The following is a 19,063-nucleotide window of genomic DNA, read 5'->3' on the forward strand; positions in this document are numbered from 1 at the left end:
GCTGGCGAATATATTTCACCCCAACAACGCATCCGCTGACGATTGACGGGTTAGCATAGGCGCCTGTTCCGTATTCAGTTTGCCAATGGGAGCCTCCATGAGTGCCGTTACCCGTGCCGCCGTCGAAGGCGTGCTTCGCCAGTACACCGACCCCTACCTGAACCAGGACCCGGTCAGCGCCGGTTGCGTGCGCGCCATCGAAATCCAGGGTGGGCAAGTCAATGTGCAGTTGCAGTTGGGCTATGCCGCCGGGCTGTTCAAGGGCGGCTGGGCGCAGGTGCTGCAGACCGCCATCGAGAACCTCGACGGCGTGACTTCGGCCTCGGTCGGCATCGACTGTGTGATCGCCACCCACAAGGCCCAGGCTCAGGTGCCGGCCATGGCCAACGTCAAGAACATCGTCGCCGTGGCCTCGGGCAAGGGCGGGGTCGGCAAGTCGACCACCGCCGCCAACCTGGCCCTGGCCCTGGCCCGCGAGGGTGCGCGGGTGGGGATACTCGACGCCGACATCTATGGCCCCAGCCAGGGTGTGATGTTCGGCATCCCCGAGGGCACCCGCCCGCAGGTGCGCGAGCAGAAGTGGTTCGTGCCGATCAAGGCCCATGGCGTCGAGGTCATGTCCATGGCTTTCCTCACCGATGACAACACGCCCATGGTCTGGCGCGGCCCGATGGTTTCGGGGGCGTTGCTGCAGTTGGTGACCCAGACCGCCTGGGACGACCTCGACTACCTGGTGATCGACATGCCGCCAGGCACCGGCGATATCCAGCTGACCCTGGCGCAGAAGGTGCCGGTGGCGGGCTCCGTCATCGTCACCACCCCGCAGGATCTGGCGCTGCTGGATGCCAAGAAGGGCGTGGAGATGTTCCGCAAGGTCAACATCCCGGTGCTGGGCGTGGTAGAGAACATGGCGGTGCACATCTGCTCCAACTGCGGCCATGCCGAGCACCTGTTCGGCGAAGGCGGCGGCGAGAAGCTGGCGGCCCAGTACGGTGTCGAGCTGCTGGCATCGTTGCCGTTGTCGATGCTTATCCGCGAGCAGGCCGACAGTGGCAAGCCGACCGCGATTGCCGAGCCGGAAAGCCAGATCGCCATGGTCTACCAGGAGCTGGCGCGGCAGGTGGGGGCGCGGATCGTGCTACAGGAAGCGGCGGCGCCAGCGATGCCGAGCATCACCATCAGCGAGGATTGAGGTTCAGGCAGTCATGTGGGAGCGGACAAGCTCGCTCCCCCGATCGCTTCTGACCATTCGCTCAGGCATAAAAAAACCCGCCAATGGCGGGTTTTTTTTGAAAGCGAGGAAGCGAGATCGACTTAGGCGATCTGAACTTCTTCAGCCTGCATGCCTTTCTGGCCGCGGGTAGCGACGAAAGTAACAGCCTGGCCTTCTTTCAGGGTTTTGAAGCCGTCAGCTTGGATGGCTTTGAAGTGCACGAACAGGTCGTCACCCGACTGAGGGGTGATGAAGCCGTAGCCTTTCTCATCGTTGAACCACTTAACGGTACCGTTTTGACGGTTGGACATGTTTCTGTCTCCTTGGACAAAGTTGATTACGGTCAGGAAATACCCTGCCCGGGACTGAGTGCAAAGAGAGCAGAAAATTCAGCGATGGGCCGATGATAATCGTGCATCAAACTAGAGATTCTCGGTGTCACGTGCAGCACAGTGGCGCCACCTTAACCCACTTTCCACAACCTGCCAATGGTCAAGGAGCGCTTTGATGAATTTCGGATCGGCGGCCGGTGCAGGCCCCGTCTGGCGCGGGATGGGCAAGGAAACTTTAACCCGCGCGCCGGGACCGGTAAGATGCGCATCTCGTTTTTCACCTTGCACTCTTCAGGACACCCCGCCATGAGCATCAAATCGGACAAGTGGATTCGCCGCATGGCGCAGGAACACGGCATGATCGAACCGTTCGTCGAGCGCCAGGTGCGCGGCGAGCACGACAGCCGGGTCATCTCCTTCGGCGTCTCCAGCTACGGCTACGACGTACGCTGCGCCGACGAATTCAAGGTGTTCACCAACATCAACTCGGCCACCGTCGACCCGAAGAACTTCGACGCCGGCAGCTTCGTCGACATCAAGAGCGACGTGTGCATCATCCCGCCGAACTCCTTTGCCCTGGCTCGTACAGTGGAGTACTTCCGCATCCCGCGTGACGTGCTGACCATCTGCCTGGGCAAGAGCACCTACGCCCGCTGCGGCATCATCGTCAACGTCACCCCGCTCGAGCCCGAGTGGGAAGGCCATGTGACGCTGGAGTTCTCCAACACCACCACGTTGCCGGCGAAGATCTACGCCAACGAAGGCGTGGCGCAGATGCTGTTCCTGCAGTCCGACGAGGAGTGCGAAGTGTCGTACAAGGATCGTGGTGGCAAGTACCAGGGCCAGCGCGGCGTCACCTTGCCGCGCACCTGAGCCGACAAAGCGCGGGAATTGTTTCCGCGCCCGGCACTCCAACGAGTGAACAGTTCCGGCGCGCATGACGTGCGCCGGCTCTCGTCAGGAGCCTTCCATGAAAATTGACCCCGCAATCAGTGCCAAGCTGGCCGTCCTGCAGCCGAACCAGATCGGATTGCTGGCCTGGTCGCTGCTGGCCCATCCGCCGATACACACGCCACTGCCCATGCGCGCTGGCGGCGTGCCTCACCAGCCTGATCCCGACACTCCCCAGCCGCCGCAGCCTGGCGAGCAGCCACCGATGGAGCCGGGCGAACCGACCTTGCCCGATGAGCCGCCTCCGGCTCCCGTGGCCTGACGCCGCTCAGTTGCCCAGCAGGTAACCGCTGCGACAGACCTGCTCGCCTGCCACATGGGCGACCACCATGCCCGCGGTGGCCATGCGCCGGATGCTGCGGGCATAGAGCAGCCCCGCCTGGCTGTTGCGCAAGGGGGTGACCCGGTCGTTGAGCGGGTCGATGACCTCGGCGATCAGTGTCCCGGCTTGCAGGTACTGGCCGGGGCTGGCATGGAACACCAGCAACCCGCCAAGCGGTGCCATGACCGGTTCCACCGCTGCCAGTGGCGTGGCCGGATGGCGCAGCGCCGGCAAAGGGGCAGGCTGCCCTTCGATGACTCCGGCGTGGGTCAGGAAGTCGAGGATCGCCTGGCAGTCCTGGGTGGCCAGGGCGTGGCTGACATCGGCCTGGCCGCGCAACTCGATGGTCACCGAAAAACTGCCCTGGGGGATCGGGAAGCGTTTGCCGAAGCGCTGCTGCAACTGCCACCACACCAGGCTGAAACACTCATCGAACGATTGCCCGCCCGAGTCGGTGGCCAGCAGGCTGGCCTGGACGCCCAGGTAACGTGCCAGCGGTTCGACCTCGGGCCAGGCCTCGGGCGTGGTGTACAGGTGCTCGACGGCTTCGAAGTCGCAATGCAGGTCGAGCACCATGTCGGCGTCGCAGGCCAGGCGCTGCAGGGTCAGGCGCTGGGACTGCAGCGGCGTGTGCGCGGGGTGGGCATCCAGGCCCCGGCGCAGGTATTCACGGATCAACGCCAGGTTGTGGGCCGGGTCCTGGGAGAGGTGGCCTTCGATCTGGTCGCCGATGCTGTCCGACAGGTCGACGAACTTGCGGTTGAAGTTCTCGCCGCTTTGCAGCTCGAAGCGCCCCAGGGGCGCGTCCAGCAACACCTGCTCGAGGCCGACCGGGTTGGCCACCGGTACCAGGATGACCTCCTTGCGCAACCGCCCCTGCTGCTCCATGTCCGCAAGCCGCTGCTTGAGGTGCCAGGCCACCAGCATGCCCGGCAGTTCGTCGGCGTGCAGCGAGGCTTGGATGTACACCTTGCCGGCGCCACGTGGGCCGAAATGGAAGCTGTGCAACTGGCGGGCGATACCCGGGACAGGGGAGAGCAGGTCGTGGGTCGAGTGGTGCATGGTGGTCCTGATGTGAGCGCTGTGCGGCAAGGGCCGGGATCAAGGATAGAAGCATAACTTCGGCGTTGGCGCACTATTCACATCGGCCGGGCGGACGGTGGAGCTCAGATATGGACTACCTGAAATGAGGAAATGCCGAACCCGCAGGTGTTGTCTACTGATGCTTCATCGCGCTGCGCAACAAATATGTTGCGAGTGCAACCTGTTTGCTGCATTTTTCTCCTGGTGCATGCATGAAGTACAGCGAACTACGTCGATGGCTGCGTTCTCAGGGAGCCACCTTCGTTCCTGCCAAAGGCAGCCATTTCAAGGTTTACCTGGGCAATCGACAAACCATCTTCCCCGACCACGGCGCCAAGGAAATAGGGGAGGGGCTGAGGAAGAAGATCCTCAAGGATCTTGGACTGAGCGACTGACCACGCAACGAGGTTTCCAAATGAATTTCGACTATCCGGTAAACGTGCACCGTGATACAGGCAGTGTCTGGATCAGTTGTCCGGATATACCTGAGATGGCCAGTGCGGGCGATACGCTCGATGAAGCATTGTTCGATGCAGTGGATGCCCTGGAGTCAGCGCTTTCCCTGTACGTGGAGCGTCGGGCAGCCATTCCGTTGCCGACATCAGTGCAGTCAGCCGAGGCCATTGTCAGGTTGCCGGCGCTGACCGCGGCCAAGGCGGCGCTGTGGAACACCATGGTCGCTCAGAATGTGACCAAGACCGAAATGGCCCGACGGCTTGGCGTCAATCGGCCGCAGGTGGATCGCCTGGTTGATCTGCTGCATCGCTCCAAGATCGAGCAGGTCGAGCATGCCTTGCATGTATTGGGGCAACGCATTGAGCTCGCGGTGGTAGCTGCCTGAACCTGATCCGAGAGTTCCTTCCTGGCGCAGCTGCTGCGCCAGGAAGCTACTTCCGTGGGGTCGAAGGCCTATTTGCCAGGCACCAGCGTCAATCGCTGGCTACCGTAGGCCCGGGCAAAATTCTGCGGTTGCAGCGGCAGGCTGGTAAAGCGGCCCTTGAACCAGGCATCGAGCCCATCGCTGTAATGGTGGCTGGCCGGATTGCCGGACTGGCCGTTGCTGGTCAGCACCTGCAGCGGTTCGGTCTGCCCAAAATCGACGATCATCCGCGCCGAGGCCGGCAGTTGGGTGTCGAAGCTGCTCCCCCAGGCATAAGGTGTCAGGGCGAGGGTGCTGAAGTCGCCACCCGCCGCCAGGGGCGCGCGCTCGAGCTTGTCGCCCAGGCCGTGATAGGCCGGTGCCGGCCAGCGGTACTGATGCAGCTTGCCCCACTGCCAGGCGCGGCGGTCGGCGCCGAGTTGTGTGGTGCCGGCATCCACCGCCGCAGCCAGGCTGCGGGCGAGGATGGTGGGCTTGTCTTCTTTTTGCGGCGTGCCGCGATCATCCCAGAACGGGCTGTCCTCGCGTCCCAGCAGGTGGTCGGCCTGGGCGGAGTAGGAAAGCTTGGCATTGCCGATGAACGCTTGCCATGCCGGGCTGGATTCCGGGCCCAGTTCATCGAGGAAGGTCTGGCGAGTGACTGCCTGGAGGAACAGTTCGTACAAGGCGGCATCGGCCGACACCGGGCTTAGCCGGCCATCGAAGGCCTTGAGTCGCGCCAGGGCATCGCGAGCCTTGTCGCGCTGGGCGCCAGGCAGGGCGTCGATGGCCTGCTTGAGCGGCTGGGCCATGCCGGGGGCGTCGAACATCTGCTTGAGCTTGTCGGCCAGCAGTGTCACCTGATCGTTCTGCAGGGCCATCACGCTGCGGCTGTCGTGACGACCGTTGCCGGCCAGCTGGGCCAGGCGTTCGGCACGCTCGGGGTAGTACCAACTGCTCGACAGCTGCATGCCGTAGCCTTTGGGCAGGCTGCGCTGGTTGGCGTGGCCGATGAAGCCGGCGGGCGGGTCCTGATCATAGGGGTGCAGCATCGCATCGGCGTAGCCATCCCAGTCATAGCGCCCGTCCCAGCCTGGGGAGGGCAACAGGCCCTGGCCTTCGCGGCGGTTGGGGTAGCGGCCGCTGACCTGCCAGCCGATATGCTGGGGCTCGGCGAACACGAAGTTCAGCGCTGCCGCACCGACCTCGCGGGTGCTGTCGAAGGCACGCTCGATGTTTTGCGCGCGGGTCAGGTCGAACAGCGCATCGAGGCTGCGATCGTCCTTGAGCAGCGGTAGATGCAGGGCCAGGGCCAGGCTGCCATGCCCCGGCAACAGGGTGCCGTGGCGAGTGTCGTACATCACTTCGCGCTGAGGGCGCTGGCCGCGAACGAAGAAGGTCTCGTTGCGGGCACGCGCCGGTTGCCACTTGCCCTCGGCGAGGTAGGTCAGCTGGGTGCCCTGGCGGCGCACCTGCTCGAGGAACAGGTCCTGGTTGTCGGCCATCACCGCGCTGCTGCTCCAGGCCAGCTTGCCGTTGTAGCCGGCCAGCACGATCGGTAGCCCTGGCAGCGACAGGCCGGCGACCTGATACTTGCCGGTGTGTATCTGCACCGGGCTCAGTGCCCAGGCGGCGCGGCTGTCGCTGGCCAGCAGGCTCTTGCCGGCACGGCTGCGCTGGGGCGACAGGGCCAGGTTGCTCGAGCCGGGGGCACCCAGCAGGCCGAGGTCGGCCAATTGCTGGCCAGTGGCGGCAAGCGCGCCCAGCCCCGGCAGCTGGCTGGCCAGGTTCACGCCCTTGAGCTTGTCGACTTCGCTTTCGGCCAGGGGTTCGTCCGGAGCGCCGGGCAGCAGCCAGGCCAGCTTGTCGGCACCGACCTTCTGCGCCAGAGTCAATGCCGACAGTTCCTCCTGCAGGTTCACCGACTGGCTGAAGGCGTAGAGGCTGAAGATCAGCGCGGAATCCTCGGGTTTCCAGTATTCCGGGCGATAGCCGCTGCGAGCGAGTTCGCCCGGCAACTTGTCGCGATAGCGGAACAGGTAGGCGTTGACCCCGCGGGCATAGACTTCGAAGAAGCGCTTCAGGCGCGGCGAGGCATCGGCATACAGCTGGCCGGCATTCTGCTTGAGGTTGGCCGCGCGCATCAGCCGGTCGATCTCCAGGGCGTCGGCTCCCGCCAGCTCGGCCAGGCGCCCCTGGGCCAGCAGGCGCATGGCGACCATCTGCTCGATGCGATCCCCGGCATGCAAGTAGCCCAGGCTGAACAGCGCATCATGGAAGTTGCTGCTTTCGATCAGCGGCGCGCCCATGGCGTTACGCCGTACCGAGACGTTCTGCGCCAGGCCCTTGAGCGGTTGCACGCCGCTGTTGGGCAGGACGCTGTCCTGGATGCCACCCATCTGGCAGCCGCCCAGCGCGAGCAGGCCAAGCAACGCGGCAGCACTGCCGAGGCGGAGAGGGAAGGGTGGAAGGACGGGGGCGGCCATGGCTGGATTCCTGCAGGGCGTGGCGGGGTTCTGAAAGGCGCTAAGGTAGTGAGCGCGCAGTCGCCGTGCAAGGTGCCGGGGAGCTTTATTTACCAGTGGTCATGCTGGAGCGGGTTGATCATGGGCCAAGCCCGTTCCCAAGAAGATTTGCCTGGGGGTGAGCTTGGCCATGAACACGTGCGCTGACGTTGATCAGGCGCCGTGGCACTTCTTGAATTTCTTCTCGCTGCCGCATGGGCAAGGGTCGTTGCGGCCGACGTCCTTCAGGGCGTTGCGCACCGGCTCCTGGTGGCCGTGGTTGCAGTGCGGGCCGTGCACATGGCCGTGGTCGTGGTGATGGTCGTGACCGTGATCGTGATCGCAGTCGGGGCCATGGACATGGGGTTGTTGGGTCATTGCAGCGTTACTCCGGTTTAAGATCGCCGGGGATTATCTCACCCCTTTGCCTCAAGTGCAGGTCCCGATGCACGATCAGCCCGGTGGCCAGCTCGCCGCGCAGTTGATACTGCACGGGTTGCCCGCTCTTGAGCAGCTTTGCCAGAGGCTTGAGGTGCTGCCAGAGATTGGTCCGCACGGTGACCTTGAAGGTGCGCCGGGCATGGCCGCCAACGCTGCGCCACAGGCTGGCCTCGTCTTCGGCCAGCAACAGGTCGCCGAGGCGTACAGAGTAGGCCAGGTGGCGGATGAACAGGCGGCTGTCGTTGGGGTTGTCGACCCGCAGGTGCAGAACGAACTCCTGCTGGTGCAGGCGCACCTTTACCGGTTCCACCTCGAGCAGGTGCAGTTGTGGTTCACGCCAGGTATCACCGCCCCAGCTGGCGCAGCCCGCCAACCCGCCCAGCAGCAGGCTGAGCGAGAGCAGGCGGGCCAGGGTGCGCATGCTCAACTACCGAAGTAACTGGCGCAGCATTTCTTGAACTTCTGCCCGCTGGCGCAGGGGCAGGGGTCGTTGCGACCGGCCTTGAGGGGGGCGGTCGGGTCGATGAAGTACCAGCGTCCGGCGTGTTGGACGAATGCCGAGCGCTCGCGGTGCTGGTGATCGCCCTCGAGGTCGTGCCAGCGTGCGGTGAACGTGACGAAGGCATGCTCGGGCTGCCCGCCGAGCACCTCGGCGGCCTCCACCTCCAGGCCCAGCCAAGTGCTCTGCGCGCTCCAGGCCGCCATGGCGGCGCGGTCCAGGCCTGGTTGCTGGGCCGGCAGGGTGGTAGCCACCAGGTAATCCACCAGGCCCAGCACATAGGCGCTGTAGCGTGAACGCATCAGCGTCTGGGCATCCGGCGCTGGTGTTCCACTGTGATAGTGCCCGCAGCAGGTATCGAGCAGGTTGCCACTGCCGCAGGGGCAGATCGAGACACTCATTCGGTCACCACCAGTACTTGCCGAAGTTTTCGGGGTTGGCCCAGAACTTGGCGTTGAGCCAGTCCGGGACTTGTTTGTAGTCATGCAGATCATAGGTGAACAGGCTCAATACCTGTTCATCGCGCTGGAACTGCTCGCTGGCCGAGAGCGCCAGCGAATAGAAATCGGTGGCCTGCCAGCCGCAGACGGTCAGGTCGGCCAGCACCGCGACGCGGCTGGCGTTGAGGTTGCGAATGCCGCCCAGCAGCTCCAGGCCGGTGCGCTTGGGCAGGTGTTCCAGGCAATCGACCAGTACCGCGAGGTCGAAGCGCCGGGCGGCCTGTTCGGCGGGCAGCGGGCCGGGTGCTGCGACTTCGATGCGGGTATCGGGATGGGCGGCGGCGAAGGCTTCCAGGGCCGGGAAGCGACTGCCCACCAGCAGCAAGTGGCGCGGGGTGAAGCGCTCCAGCAGGGCGGCCAGTGCCTGCTGGGGCGTGCGTTGGGAGAAAGCGTCGGTCATTGCCATTCCTCGTTCAGGTCGCTCAAGACTAACGGTCCCAGGCCAGCGGGCAAAGGGGCGCGCCGCTGCGGCGTGGCTTATTGCTGGCAGAGCGGGAAGCGCCGGTCTTTACTCCCAGAGCATCGGTTTTCTACCGATTCCCCCTAGGAGAAGCAACAAGATGAGCATAGTACGCACAGCGATACCCCTGGTTCTGCTCACCAGTGTGTTGACTGGTTGTGCAGGTTTGCAGAAAACCGACTGGCCGAAGTGTGCTGCCGTCGGGGGCGTGGGCGGCGCGGCCCTGGGCGCGATCGAGAGCTCCAGCTGGGCTGGCTGGGGCGCCTTGCTCGGTGGCGGCCTGGCGGCGGGTTACTGCTGGGCCCATGGTGACGGTGACGAAGACGGCGATGGCGTCCCGGACAGCCGCGACAAGTGCCCAGGCACTCCGCGTGGCGTGCAGGTCGACGCCAATGGCTGCCCGCCGGAGCCGGCGCCGGTGGTTGAGGAGGTCGTGGTACAGAAGGAAGAAGTCATCGTCATCCGTGACGTGCATTTCGAGTTTGACTCGGCACGCCTGACGGCCACCGACAAGGAGCGCCTGAACACCATCGCCACGCGCCTCAAGCAGGAAGCCCCGAGCGCGCGCCTGAGCGTTTCCGGCCACACCGACAGCGTTGGCTCCGACAGCTACAACCAGAAGCTCTCCGAGCGCCGCGCCCAGTCGGTGACCAACTACCTGGTCGAAAGCGGTGTACCGCGCGCCAGCTTCGTCTCGGTGGTGGGGGCGGGTGAAACGCAGCCGGTCGCCGACAACGCCACCGCCGACGGGCGTGCCATGAACCGTCGAACCGAGATCAAGATCCAGCGTTGACGGCGATGTGCCCGCGCCTTGAGAAGTGGCGTGGGCACGTCTTTACTCCTGTGTGACCGGTAGCGGCCGGTGACACAGGAGCATTCACCATGCGTGTTTTGTCGAAAGCGGCACTGCCGTTGGTGGTGGCCACGAGCCTGCTGGCAGGCTGCGCCACCCACAGCGATGGCAGCGCGCCCCTCAATCAAAGGACCTGGCCCATCTGCAGCCTGCTTGGCGGTCTGGTCGGTGGCGGCCTGGGCGCCATCGAAAGTTCCAGCTGGGCGGCTGGTGCCGGCGTTGCCGGTGCGATCGCCGGTGGCTTGATCTGTTATGCCCAGGATGGCGACGAGGATGGCGATGGCGTTTTCGACCGCCGCGACCGTTGCCCGGATACTCCGGCCGGTACCCAGGTCAACCATATGGGCTGCCCGTTGCCGCAATATCCAGCCACCGCACCGCAGCCAGAGCCTGCGGCGACCCCAGAGGTGATCACGCTGGATGATCAGGGCCAGGTGCTATTCGCCTTCGACTCCGCCGAGCTTACCCAAGGTGCCCAGCAGCGCCTGCAGGGCTTGCTGCCCAAGCTCAACGACCCCAGTGTGGCCAGTGTCAAGGTGATCGGTTTCACTGACAGCGTGGGCTCCGACAGTTACAACCAGCGCCTGTCCGAGCGCCGTGCCAGCGGTGTTGCCGAGTACCTGATCAGCCAGGGCCTGGCGCCGAACAAGGTGACCAGCCAGGGCCGTGGCGAGAGTGAGCCGGTGGCCGACAACGACACCGACGAAGGTCGCTCGCGCAACCGACGAGTGGAACTGCACCTGAACTGACCCCTCTGGCGCATGCCCCGGCAGTAGGGTTACTGTTGCCGGCGCGGTCCGCTCGAACGGGCCGCGCCGGCATAACAATAAATCATGGGGGCGGGGTATGAAGTTCATCCTGGGCCTGGGCAAGGCTCTGACGGTGGCGTTCTGGGGTGTGGTGCTGTTCAACCAGTTCATGCCGCAGCCATTGCCGCTCAATCTGCTGATCAATGCCGCAGGTATCGTACTGCTGTCGCTGCATGTGCTCGAGGTGCTGTTCTTCAACGGCAGCCTGCGCGGGCGCAGCCATCGCTGGTTCGACCGTCTGCAGATTCTGTTGACCGGCATCTTCCATGTCATGTCCATCCCCCGGTCGCAGGAGGCGCCGAGCCATGCGTAAACTGATTTTGCTGGCCGTAATGGTCACACCCTTGGCCCAGGCCGAAAGCCTGGAGGTTGCTGCCCATTCGATGCTGCGGCTGCCGAACAAGGCGGCAAGCGTGCATCTGGAGCATCTGCGGGTGGCCGACTCGGCGACCTTGTTGCTACCAGCCAGCCTTACCGAGCTGAAGATCGACCGGCTCGAACTGGGGCGCGATGCGCGCATCGCCATCGCGCCGGCCGAGCGCGACCTGAGCATCGAGGCGTTGATGGCTCGGCTGGGCGAGGGCAGCGAGTTCAGTGCGCCAGGGGCGCCCGGAAGCTACGAGCGGCCCGCGAGGCCGGGGCGTAACCTGGATCTGCGGCTGCAGGCGCTGGAGGCGGACCGGCTATCGATCGACGCCCGGGGCGGGGCTGGGGCGCCGGGGTATGTCGGGCTCGACGGCGCCAATGGCAAGCCCGGGGGCTGCACCTGGGGGCAGGCCAGTCGTGGGGCCAATGGTGATGATGGTGGCAACGGGCATGATGGGGCGCCCGGTGGGCGAGTTCGTCTGGCGGTGCCTGAAGGGTTTGCGCAGGAGCGGATTGTGGTACGGCTTGATGGTGGTGCGCCTGGTAAGGCGGGGGCTGCCGGGAAGGCCGGGGCGGGTGGGGTCAGTAAGGGGTGTCTGGTTTATCGGACCGATGCGGGGGGGAATGGGCGGCCTGGGCAGGCCGGGCAGCCTGGGTTGGCTGGGGCCTCGGGGGAGTTGATTCTTCAGCGGCTTTGAGTTTTTCTGGGGTAGTGTTGTTTGGTTGTTTGGTTGTTTGGTTGTTTGGTTAGTTGGCTAGTTGGTGTTGAAAGTTGTATGCGCATTCATTTGCGATGTCGACGCTTATTCACCTTTCCGCCCTTACGGCGGCTTACTTTGGTCTTGGCCAAAGTAAGCAAAGCCGTTGCGCTCCATTCATCCGGCCCTCCGCTTCGCTCCGGGTTCCCTCACTCCGGCCTTGCTCCCGGGAGGACCGCGCTGAACGCCCCATCCTGGGGCGCAGCGCTTGACGGGCATCCATGCCCGTCACCTCCCTCCGCAAGGCCTGCGTTCGGCCTCCTGAAGTCGCGAAGTTACGGGCGGCGCCTGCACTAACGCAGCTAGTCGCTAGTTGCCATCGTGGGAACTCTAGATCAACATCGCGGGGCAATGAAGAACAACATTACAGCCACTAACAAAACCAACATATCTGCTCTTGATCTGCTCTTGATCTGCTCTTGATCTGCTCTTGATCTTGCTTCTAAGTGCGCGATAGTTCAGGCGACACAAGTTGCGACTTCAGGAGGCCGAGTGGAGTTCTTGCGTAGTGGGGCGACGGCCATGGATGGCCGTCGAGCGCTGCGCCCCAGGATGGGGCGTACAGCGCGGTACCCACGGGAGCAAGAACGGAGCGAGGGAACCCCGTAGCGAAGCGTAGGGGCCGTATGAACGGAGCCGAACGGTTTTGCCTACTTTTGTCAAGACAAAAGTAGGTCGCCGTAAAGGCGAAAGGGTGACTAAATGTCGATATCGTCTACGAATGTGCTTACAACTACCAAAACAATCTCTCAAGCCAAACCCAAACCCCTCAAACCAAAACCCGCGAACTTGCCACCCCCACCACTAACACCCCAATCAACAAATTAACCCCAACCAACCGCCGAATCCGCCCCAACACCCCAGCCCCCGAAGCCCAATCCCCAGCCTCCACCGCCGCACGCAGCTCAGGCAACAACAACCCCTGAACCCGCATGAACAACGCAAACATGACAATCCCCCCGCCAATCATCACCTGCACATACCGAGGCGCGGTCTCGAACCCGGCAAACCGCAGGTGGATCATGCCGACCCCGCTGACAGCCAGCACCGCCACCGCCAGCCAGACCCATCTGAAGAACCGCTGGAAAACCTCCACCCACAAACGCAGCCGCGCAGGCCCCTCCAGCGCTGCAACCGTGGCCGGCCGCAGCACCAGCCAGGCGAAGAACATCCCGCCGACCCAGACGAGGGCGGCCAGGACATGCAAGGTGTAGGGCAGGGCAAAGGCAAGCATCCGGATCTCCATGCGGCACAAAGGGCAATAGCGGGGTATGATAGCCGGCCCATGCGAAACACTGAAAATATATCCAGCCCTCCGGGCGCCTGCAGACCATGATCAGCAACGAACTCAAAGCCACCATCCAGGGCGCCTACTCGCGTTTCCTCGAAGCCAAAAGCCTCAAGCCGCGTTACGGCCAGCGCCTGATGATCGCCGAAGTGGCCAAGGTGCTCGGCGACATCGCCAGCGACGATGAAGGCCGCCGTGCCGGCGAGCCTGCGGTGGTTGCCGTCGAGGCCGGTACCGGTACCGGCAAGACCGTCGCCTACAGCCTGGCCGCGATCCCCGCCGCCAAGGCCGCCGGCAAGCGCCTGGTGATCGCCACCGCGACCGTGGCGCTGCAGGAGCAGATCGTCTTCAAGGACCTGCCCGACCTGATGCGCAACAGCGGGCTGAACTTCAGCTTCGCCCTGGCCAAGGGCCGTGGCCGTTACCTGTGCCTGTCCAAGCTCGACGTCCTGCTGCAGGAAGGCCACGCCCAGTCGGCCACCGCTCAGCTGTTCGAGGAGGAGGGCTTTCGCATCGAGGTCGACGAGCGCAGCCAGAAGCTGTTCAACAGCATGATCGAGAAGCTCGCCGGCAACCGCTGGGACGGCGATCGCGACAGCTGGTCGGAGGCCATCGAGGACCAGGACTGGGCGCGCCTGACCACCGATCACAGCCAATGCACCGGTCGGCACTGCCCCAACTTCCAGCAGTGCGTGTTCTACAAGGCCCGTGAAGGCATGGGCAAGGTCGACGTGATCGTCACCAACCACGACATGGTCCTGGCCGACCTGGCACTTGGCGGTGGCGCAGTGCTGCCTGACCCGCGCGACACAATGTACGTGTTCGACGAAGGCCACCACCTGCCGGACAAGGCCATCGGCCATTTCGCCCACTACTCGCGGCTGCGCTCCACCGCCGACTGGCTGGAGCAGACCGCCAAGAACCTGACCAAACTGCTGGCCCAGCATCCATTGCCGGGCGACCTCGGCAAGTACATCGAGCAGGTGCCGGAGCTGGCCCGCGAGGTGCGTACCCAGCAACAGTTCATGTTCACCCTGTGCGAGCAGGTGGCGGACTTCCGCGCCGGCGAGGACATGGAAGGTCGCGACCGTCCGCGCTATCGCTTCGAGGGCGGCGTGGTGCCGGAGCAGATCCGTGAAGTGGGCATCGAGCTCAAGAAAGGCTTCGCCCGCCTCAACGACTTGTTCACCCGCCTGGCCGACCTGCTCAAGGAAGGCATGGACGGCGAGAACAACATCGGTATCGCCAGCCACCAGGCCGAGGAGTGGTACCCGCTGTTCGGCAGCCTGGTGACCCGGGCCCAGGGCAACTGGGAGCTGTGGACTGCCTTTACCACGGAAGACCCCGAAGACAATCCGCCCATGGCCCGTTGGCTGACCCTGGCCGAAAGCGGCGCGCTGTTCGATATCGAGGTCAACGCCAGCCCCATCCTGGCTGCCGAGATGTTGCGCAAGAGCCTGTGGAACGTCGCCTATGGCGCCCTGGTGACCTCGGCGACGCTCACTGCGCTGGGCAAGTTCGACCGCTTCCGCATGCGTTCGGGCCTGCCACGCGACGCGGTGCAGTGCGTGGTGCCCAGCCCGTTCGTGCATGGTGACGCCGGGCTGCTGCGGGTGCCCGACCTGGGTGCCGATCCGCGCGACGCCACGGCGCACACCGCGGCGATCATTCGCGAGCTGCCAGCCATCGTCGAGGACGCCCGCGGCGCGCTGGTGCTGTTCTCCTCGCGCAAACAGATGCAGGACGTGTTCGACGGCCTGGACCGCGACTGGCGCAAGCTGGTGCTGATCCAGGGCAACCTGTCCAAGCAGGAAACCCTGAACAAGCACAAGGCGCGGGTCGACGACGGCCAGCACAGCGTGCTGTTCGGCCTGGCCAGCTTCGCCGAGGGTGTCGACCTGCCGGGCGCCTATTGCGAGCATGTGGTGATCGCCAAGATCCCCTTCGCGGTGCCGGACGATCCGGTCGAGGCCGCGCTGGCCGAATGGATCGAAGCCCGTGGCGGCAATCCGTTCATGGAGATTGCCGTGCCCGACGCCTCGCTGCGCCTCATCCAGGCCTGCGGCCGGCTGCTGCGTACCGAGCAGGACCGTGGTGTGATTACCTTGCTTGACCGCCGTCTGGTCACGCAACGCTATGGCAAGGCTATTCTCAACGCGCTGCCACCTTTCCGACGGGAAATCGGCTGACTGCCGGAGCAACACGCACAACCCGTTGTCCATTACTCGATTGCGAGCCCATGACGGGCTCCGAAGGAGAGTCACCGCCCCATGATCCGCCGCGCCTTGCCTGTCGTGTTCTCCGTGTTGTTCAGTGCGCCTTTGCTGGCCGGGCAGCAGACCCTGTTCAGCTTCGTGCGCCCGGCCTCGGTGGTGAATGTCATCACCCAGGACACCAGCCTGCCGCAGTACAACGCGGAACAGACAGCCGAAGGCGAGGTGTTGCGGCGAGTGGTGTTCAACCCGGTGGCGCAGCCGACACTGCGCCTCGCGCCGCAGAGCGGGGCGTGGGATTGGTCTGCCGGCCAGGCGCTGACCCTGCGCCTGCAGAGCGGCATGGATTGGGCGCTGACCGTTGATGTGGTGGTGCAAAGCAGCGACGGGCGCACGCTCACCAGCCGCATCGACCTGCCGGCTGGGCCTGCGCAGACCGTGATGATTCCGCTCAAGGCCCGTTCACCACTGAGCCAGGGCATGCGCGCCGGGCCGCCGATGCCCTGGAACTACGAAGGGCAGCGCCTGCTGCTGGCCAGCAGCGAAGGAGCAGCCGACCTGGCGCAGGTCACTTCGGTCAGCTTGAGCATCCCCGGCCCCAAGGTGGCGCAGAGCCTGTTGATCGAGAAGGTCGGCCTGCAGGATGACGATCAGGCGTTCAAGGCCGCCTACGCCGAGCTGATCGATGACTATGGGCAATCGACCCGTGGCCGCTGGCCGGAAAAAATCGTCAACGACGAGCAGCTCAAGGCTGCCGACAGCCGTGAACAGGCACAGCTCAAGGGCTGGCTGGCCGAGCGCGACAAGCTCAAGCTGGACTCCTATGGCGGCCTGCTGGAGGGACCTGCGTTCGAAGCCAAGGGTTTTTTCCGTACCGAGAAACGCGACGGACGCTGGTACCTGGTGACGCCGGAAGGGCATCCGTTCTATTCGCTCGGCGTCAATGCCGTCGCCGCCGATGGCGGGCGCACCTATGTCGCCGGCCGTGAGGGCATGTTCAAAGCCTTGCCGGGAGAAGGAGACACCCTGAGTGCCTTCTATGGCGAAGGCAACAACGATGACGGCAATGCGTCGTCCCAAGGCCGAGGTTTCAAGCAGGGGCGCTGGTTCGACTTCTACGCGGCCAATCTTCAGCGCACCTATGGCAAGCCTTGCCCGCAGGGAGAGGTGGCGTGCCCGGTGGCGGTGCTGGACACCCAGCGCTGGCAGGGCCATACCCTGGATCGCCTGCAGGCCTGGGGCTTCAACACCCTAGGTAACTGGAGCGATGCGTCGCTCGGGCAAGCCAAGCGCCTGCCGTACACCTTGCCGCTGTCGATCGTCGGTGACTACGCCAGCATCAGCACCGGCATGGACTGGTGGGGACGCATGCCCGACCCGTTCGATCCGCGTTTCGCCATGGCCACCGAGCGTGCCGTGGCCATTGCTGCCCGGGATCACCGTGACGATCCTTGGCTGATCGGTTACTTCGCCGACAACGAACTGGCCTGGGCCGCGCCGGGGGACGACCCCAAGGCACGTTATGGCCTGGCCTACGGCACCTTGCGCCTGACCACGGATGTGCCGGCCAAGCGCGCTTTCCTCAAGCAACTGCGCGACAAGTACCGCAACCAGCAGGGGCTGTCGAAGGCCTGGGGTATTGAGCTGACCGCCTGGGAGCTGATGGAAGACCCGGGTTTCGAGGCGCCATTGCCCAACCCTGAGCATCCGGAAATCGAGCGTGACTACCAGTACTTCCAGCAGGTGTTTGCCGAAACCTATTTCAAGACCATTTCCGATGCGCTGAAATGGCATGCGCCTAACCATCTGCTGCTCGGTGGCCGCTACGCGGTCAGCACCCCCGAGGCGGTGAAGGCCTGCGCCGAGTTCTGCGATGTGCTGAGCTTCAACTTCTATACCTTGAAGCCTGACGACGGCTACGACTTCGCCCGCCTGGCCGAGCTCGACAAGCCGGTGCTGGTCTCGGAGTTCCAGTTCGGCTCGCGCGACCGTGGTCCGTTCTGGCCAGGCCCGCTGGAAGTGGCCCGCGAGGAAGACCGTGGCCCGGCGTATGTCAACTTCCTCAAGGCGGCCATGGCCCAGCCGATGATCGTCGGCGCGCACTGGTTCCAGTACCTCGATCAACCCGCCAGCGGGCGCCTGCTCGATGGCGAGAACGGTCATCTGGGCCTGGTCGCTGTCACCGATGTGCCTTATGCGGGGTTCATCGAGGCGGTACGCCGCAGCAACCTTCAAGCCCTTGGGCATTTGCGCGCTGCGTTGGACAAGCCGTAGTTCCGGATAACCACCCAGCCATCTTCAGTAGGCAAATCGCCCAACTACTGAAACAATGCACTCCTTTGCAAGCCAGGCAGTAAAGAGAGGTAGTCGGGTGCAGATCCAGGGTCACTATGAGCTGAAGTTCGAGGCGGTGCGCGATGCTTTCGCCGCGTTGTTCGAGGATCCCCAGGAACGTGGTGCCGCGTTGTGCATCCAGGTCGGCGGAGAAACCGTGGTCGACCTGTGGGCCGGCAGTGCCGACAAGGATGGCCGCGAGGCCTGGCACAGCGACACCATCGCCAACCTGTTCTCCTGCACCAAGACCTTTACCGCCGCCACCGCCCTGCAACTGGTGGGCGAGGGCAAGCTCGCCCTCGATGCGCCGGTGGCGCGCTACTGGCCGGAGTTCGCCCAGGCCAGCAAGGACCAGGTCACCCTGCGCCAACTGCTCAGTCACCGCGCCGGCCTGCCGGCCATCCGTGAACTGCTGCCGGCCGAAGCCCTGTATGACTGGCAGGCCATGGTCGATGCCCTCGCCGCCGAAGCGCCCTGGTGGACGCCTGGCAGTGAGCACGGTTATGCGGCGATCACCTATGGCTGGCTGATTGGCGAATTGATCCGCCGTGCCGATGGCCGTGGTCCGGGTGACTCCATCGTCGCCCGCACCGCCAAGCCGCTGGGCCTGGACTTCCACGTCGGCCTGGCGGATGAAGAATTCCACCGCGTGGCGCATATCGCCCGCGGCAAGGGCAACCCTGGCGATGCCGCCGCCCAGCGCCTGCTGCAGGTGACGATGCGCGAGCCCGAGGCCTTGTCCACCCGGGCCTTCACCAACCCGCCGGCGATCCTCACCAGCACCAACAAGCCCGAATGGCGGCGCATGCAGCAGCCGGCGGCCAATGGCCATGGCAATGCCCGCAGCCTGGCGGGCTTCTATGCCGGCCTGCTCGACGGCAGCCTGCTCGAGTCCGAACTGCTCGACGAGCTGACCCGCGAGCACAGCCTCGGCCAGGACCGCACCCTGCTCACCCAGACCCGTTTCGGCCTGGGTTGCATGCTCGACCAGCCGGAGGTGGCCAACGCCACCTTCGGCCTTGGCGCACGTGCCTTCGGTCACCCCGGCGCCGGTGGCTCGGTCGGTTTCGCCGACCCCGAACATGACGTGGCCTTCGGCTTCGTCACCAATACCCTCGGCCCCTACGTGCTGATGGATCCCCGCGCGCAGAAACTAGTGCGGGTGCTTGGCAGTTGCCTTTGATCGGGTAACGCGGGTATTGCCAGTTCCCTTTGACTATCCTCAATGCCAACGCCTGAAGCGTATGGGCAAAATTTCTTTCTATTTCATGGTGTATC

General features: G+C 64.5%; 20 protein-coding genes. 12 read left to right on the forward strand and 8 right to left on the reverse strand.

Going from position 1 to position 19,063, the window contains the following annotated elements; genetic code table 11:
- Positions 1 to 97: 97 nt before the first annotated feature.
- Positions 98 to 1,192, forward strand: a complete 1,095-nt coding sequence (gene apbC / locus AAHK21_RS19875; RefSeq protein WP_023630763.1) for an iron-sulfur cluster carrier protein ApbC — start codon at positions 98 to 100, stop codon at positions 1,190 to 1,192.
- A 122-nt stretch (positions 1,193 to 1,314) separates the two neighbouring features.
- Here the strand turns inward: apbC and AAHK21_RS19880 are convergent, their stop codons facing one another.
- On the reverse strand, positions 1,315 to 1,524 hold the full coding sequence (locus tag AAHK21_RS19880) for a cold-shock protein (protein WP_012273869.1): 210 nt from the start codon (positions 1,522 to 1,524) through the stop codon (positions 1,315 to 1,317).
- A 327-nt stretch (positions 1,525 to 1,851) separates the two neighbouring features.
- Here AAHK21_RS19880 and dcd point away from each other — a divergent pair, with 327 nt between their 5' ends.
- Positions 1,852 to 2,418 (forward strand): dCTP deaminase, encoded by a 567-nt coding sequence (gene dcd, locus AAHK21_RS19885; protein WP_023630764.1) that lies wholly within the window; start codon positions 1,852 to 1,854, stop codon positions 2,416 to 2,418.
- A 97-nt stretch (positions 2,419 to 2,515) separates the two neighbouring features.
- Positions 2,516 to 2,758 carry a hypothetical protein gene (locus AAHK21_RS19890; RefSeq protein ID WP_046854466.1) on the forward strand — a complete coding sequence of 81 codons (243 nt, stop codon included), beginning with the start codon at positions 2,516 to 2,518 and terminating at the stop codon, positions 2,756 to 2,758.
- Positions 2,759 to 2,764: 6 nt separating this feature from the next.
- Here the strand turns inward: AAHK21_RS19890 and AAHK21_RS19895 are convergent, their stop codons facing one another.
- Positions 2,765 to 3,880 carry a succinylglutamate desuccinylase/aspartoacylase family protein gene (locus AAHK21_RS19895; RefSeq protein ID WP_367858123.1) on the reverse strand — a complete coding sequence of 372 codons (1,116 nt, stop codon included), beginning with the start codon at positions 3,878 to 3,880 and terminating at the stop codon, positions 2,765 to 2,767.
- A gap of 233 nt (positions 3,881 to 4,113) precedes the next feature.
- On the opposite strand from AAHK21_RS19895, the gene AAHK21_RS19900 reads away from it, so the two are divergent.
- Both AAHK21_RS19900 and AAHK21_RS19905 read left to right on the forward strand, forming a co-directional pair.
- Positions 4,114 to 4,296 (forward strand): type II toxin-antitoxin system HicA family toxin, encoded by a 183-nt coding sequence (locus tag AAHK21_RS19900; protein WP_023630766.1) that lies wholly within the window; start codon positions 4,114 to 4,116, stop codon positions 4,294 to 4,296.
- 20 nt (positions 4,297 to 4,316) lie between these two features.
- On the forward strand, positions 4,317 to 4,742 hold the full coding sequence (locus tag AAHK21_RS19905) for a type II toxin-antitoxin system HicB family antitoxin (protein ID WP_367858124.1): 426 nt from the start codon (positions 4,317 to 4,319) through the stop codon (positions 4,740 to 4,742).
- A gap of 68 nt (positions 4,743 to 4,810) precedes the next feature.
- Here the strand turns inward: AAHK21_RS19905 and AAHK21_RS19910 are convergent, their stop codons facing one another.
- From AAHK21_RS19910 to AAHK21_RS19930, 5 genes are all read right to left on the reverse strand, one after another.
- On the reverse strand, positions 4,811 to 7,246 hold the full coding sequence (locus AAHK21_RS19910; RefSeq protein ID WP_367858125.1) for a penicillin acylase family protein: 2,436 nt from the start codon (positions 7,244 to 7,246) through the stop codon (positions 4,811 to 4,813).
- A 192-nt stretch (positions 7,247 to 7,438) separates the two neighbouring features.
- Positions 7,439 to 7,642: an SEC-C metal-binding domain-containing protein gene (locus AAHK21_RS19915; protein WP_023632501.1), complete on the reverse strand. Its 204-nt coding sequence runs from the start codon at positions 7,640 to 7,642 to the stop codon at positions 7,439 to 7,441.
- A 7-nt stretch (positions 7,643 to 7,649) separates the two neighbouring features.
- The gene (locus AAHK21_RS19920) at positions 7,650 to 8,126 is read right to left on the reverse strand and encodes an LEA type 2 family protein (RefSeq protein ID WP_367858126.1); all 477 of its coding nucleotides are present in this window, start codon (positions 8,124 to 8,126) and stop codon (positions 7,650 to 7,652) included.
- Between the two features lie 2 nt (positions 8,127 to 8,128).
- Positions 8,129 to 8,605, reverse strand: coding sequence for a YchJ family protein (locus AAHK21_RS19925; protein ID WP_367858127.1), 477 nt, complete (start codon positions 8,603 to 8,605; stop codon positions 8,129 to 8,131).
- A gap of 4 nt (positions 8,606 to 8,609) precedes the next feature.
- Positions 8,610 to 9,104 carry a DUF6231 family protein gene (locus tag AAHK21_RS19930; RefSeq protein WP_367858128.1) on the reverse strand — a complete coding sequence of 165 codons (495 nt, stop codon included), beginning with the start codon at positions 9,102 to 9,104 and terminating at the stop codon, positions 8,610 to 8,612.
- A gap of 160 nt (positions 9,105 to 9,264) precedes the next feature.
- Between AAHK21_RS19930 and AAHK21_RS19935 the strand changes: the two genes are divergently transcribed.
- The 4 genes from AAHK21_RS19935 to AAHK21_RS19950 all read left to right on the forward strand — a co-directional run bounded on the left by AAHK21_RS19935 (position 9,265) and on the right by AAHK21_RS19950 (position 11,890).
- Positions 9,265 to 9,957, forward strand: a complete 693-nt coding sequence (locus AAHK21_RS19935; RefSeq protein ID WP_038706655.1) for an OmpA family protein — start codon at positions 9,265 to 9,267, stop codon at positions 9,955 to 9,957.
- Positions 9,958 to 10,046: 89 nt separating this feature from the next.
- Positions 10,047 to 10,766 carry an OmpA family protein gene (locus AAHK21_RS19940; RefSeq protein ID WP_046854473.1) on the forward strand — a complete coding sequence of 240 codons (720 nt, stop codon included), beginning with the start codon at positions 10,047 to 10,049 and terminating at the stop codon, positions 10,764 to 10,766.
- Between the two features lie 97 nt (positions 10,767 to 10,863).
- The gene (locus AAHK21_RS19945) at positions 10,864 to 11,139 is read left to right on the forward strand and encodes a DUF1145 domain-containing protein (protein WP_046854474.1); all 276 of its coding nucleotides are present in this window, start codon (positions 10,864 to 10,866) and stop codon (positions 11,137 to 11,139) included.
- Positions 11,132 to 11,890 carry a collagen-like protein gene (locus AAHK21_RS19950; protein ID WP_367858129.1) on the forward strand — a complete coding sequence of 253 codons (759 nt, stop codon included), beginning with the start codon at positions 11,132 to 11,134 and terminating at the stop codon, positions 11,888 to 11,890. The genes AAHK21_RS19945 and AAHK21_RS19950 overlap by 8 nt, the downstream gene beginning before the upstream one ends.
- An 829-nt stretch (positions 11,891 to 12,719) precedes the next feature.
- Here AAHK21_RS19950 and AAHK21_RS19955 read toward each other — a convergent pair.
- The gene (locus AAHK21_RS19955) at positions 12,720 to 13,184 is read right to left on the reverse strand and encodes a CopD family protein (RefSeq protein WP_046854476.1); all 465 of its coding nucleotides are present in this window, start codon (positions 13,182 to 13,184) and stop codon (positions 12,720 to 12,722) included.
- 98 nt (positions 13,185 to 13,282) lie between these two features.
- On the opposite strand from AAHK21_RS19955, the gene dinG reads away from it, so the two are divergent.
- The 3 genes from dinG to AAHK21_RS19970 all read left to right on the forward strand — a co-directional run bounded on the left by dinG (position 13,283) and on the right by AAHK21_RS19970 (position 18,968).
- Positions 13,283 to 15,427: an ATP-dependent DNA helicase DinG gene (dinG, locus tag AAHK21_RS19960; protein ID WP_367858130.1), complete on the forward strand. Its 2,145-nt coding sequence runs from the start codon at positions 13,283 to 13,285 to the stop codon at positions 15,425 to 15,427.
- 81 nt (positions 15,428 to 15,508) lie between these two features.
- Positions 15,509 to 17,725, forward strand: coding sequence for a beta-galactosidase (locus tag AAHK21_RS19965; RefSeq protein WP_367858131.1), 2,217 nt, complete (start codon positions 15,509 to 15,511; stop codon positions 17,723 to 17,725).
- 97 nt (positions 17,726 to 17,822) lie between these two features.
- Complete coding sequence (locus AAHK21_RS19970; protein WP_367858132.1) at positions 17,823 to 18,968, forward strand: serine hydrolase domain-containing protein; 1,146 nt, start codon at positions 17,823 to 17,825, stop codon at positions 18,966 to 18,968.
- Positions 18,969 to 19,063 lie beyond the last annotated feature (95 nt).

It is taken from the genome of Pseudomonas sp. TE50-2, from assembly GCF_040813665.1.
In the GTDB taxonomy this organism is placed as follows: domain Bacteria; phylum Pseudomonadota; class Gammaproteobacteria; order Pseudomonadales; family Pseudomonadaceae; genus Aquipseudomonas; species Aquipseudomonas soli.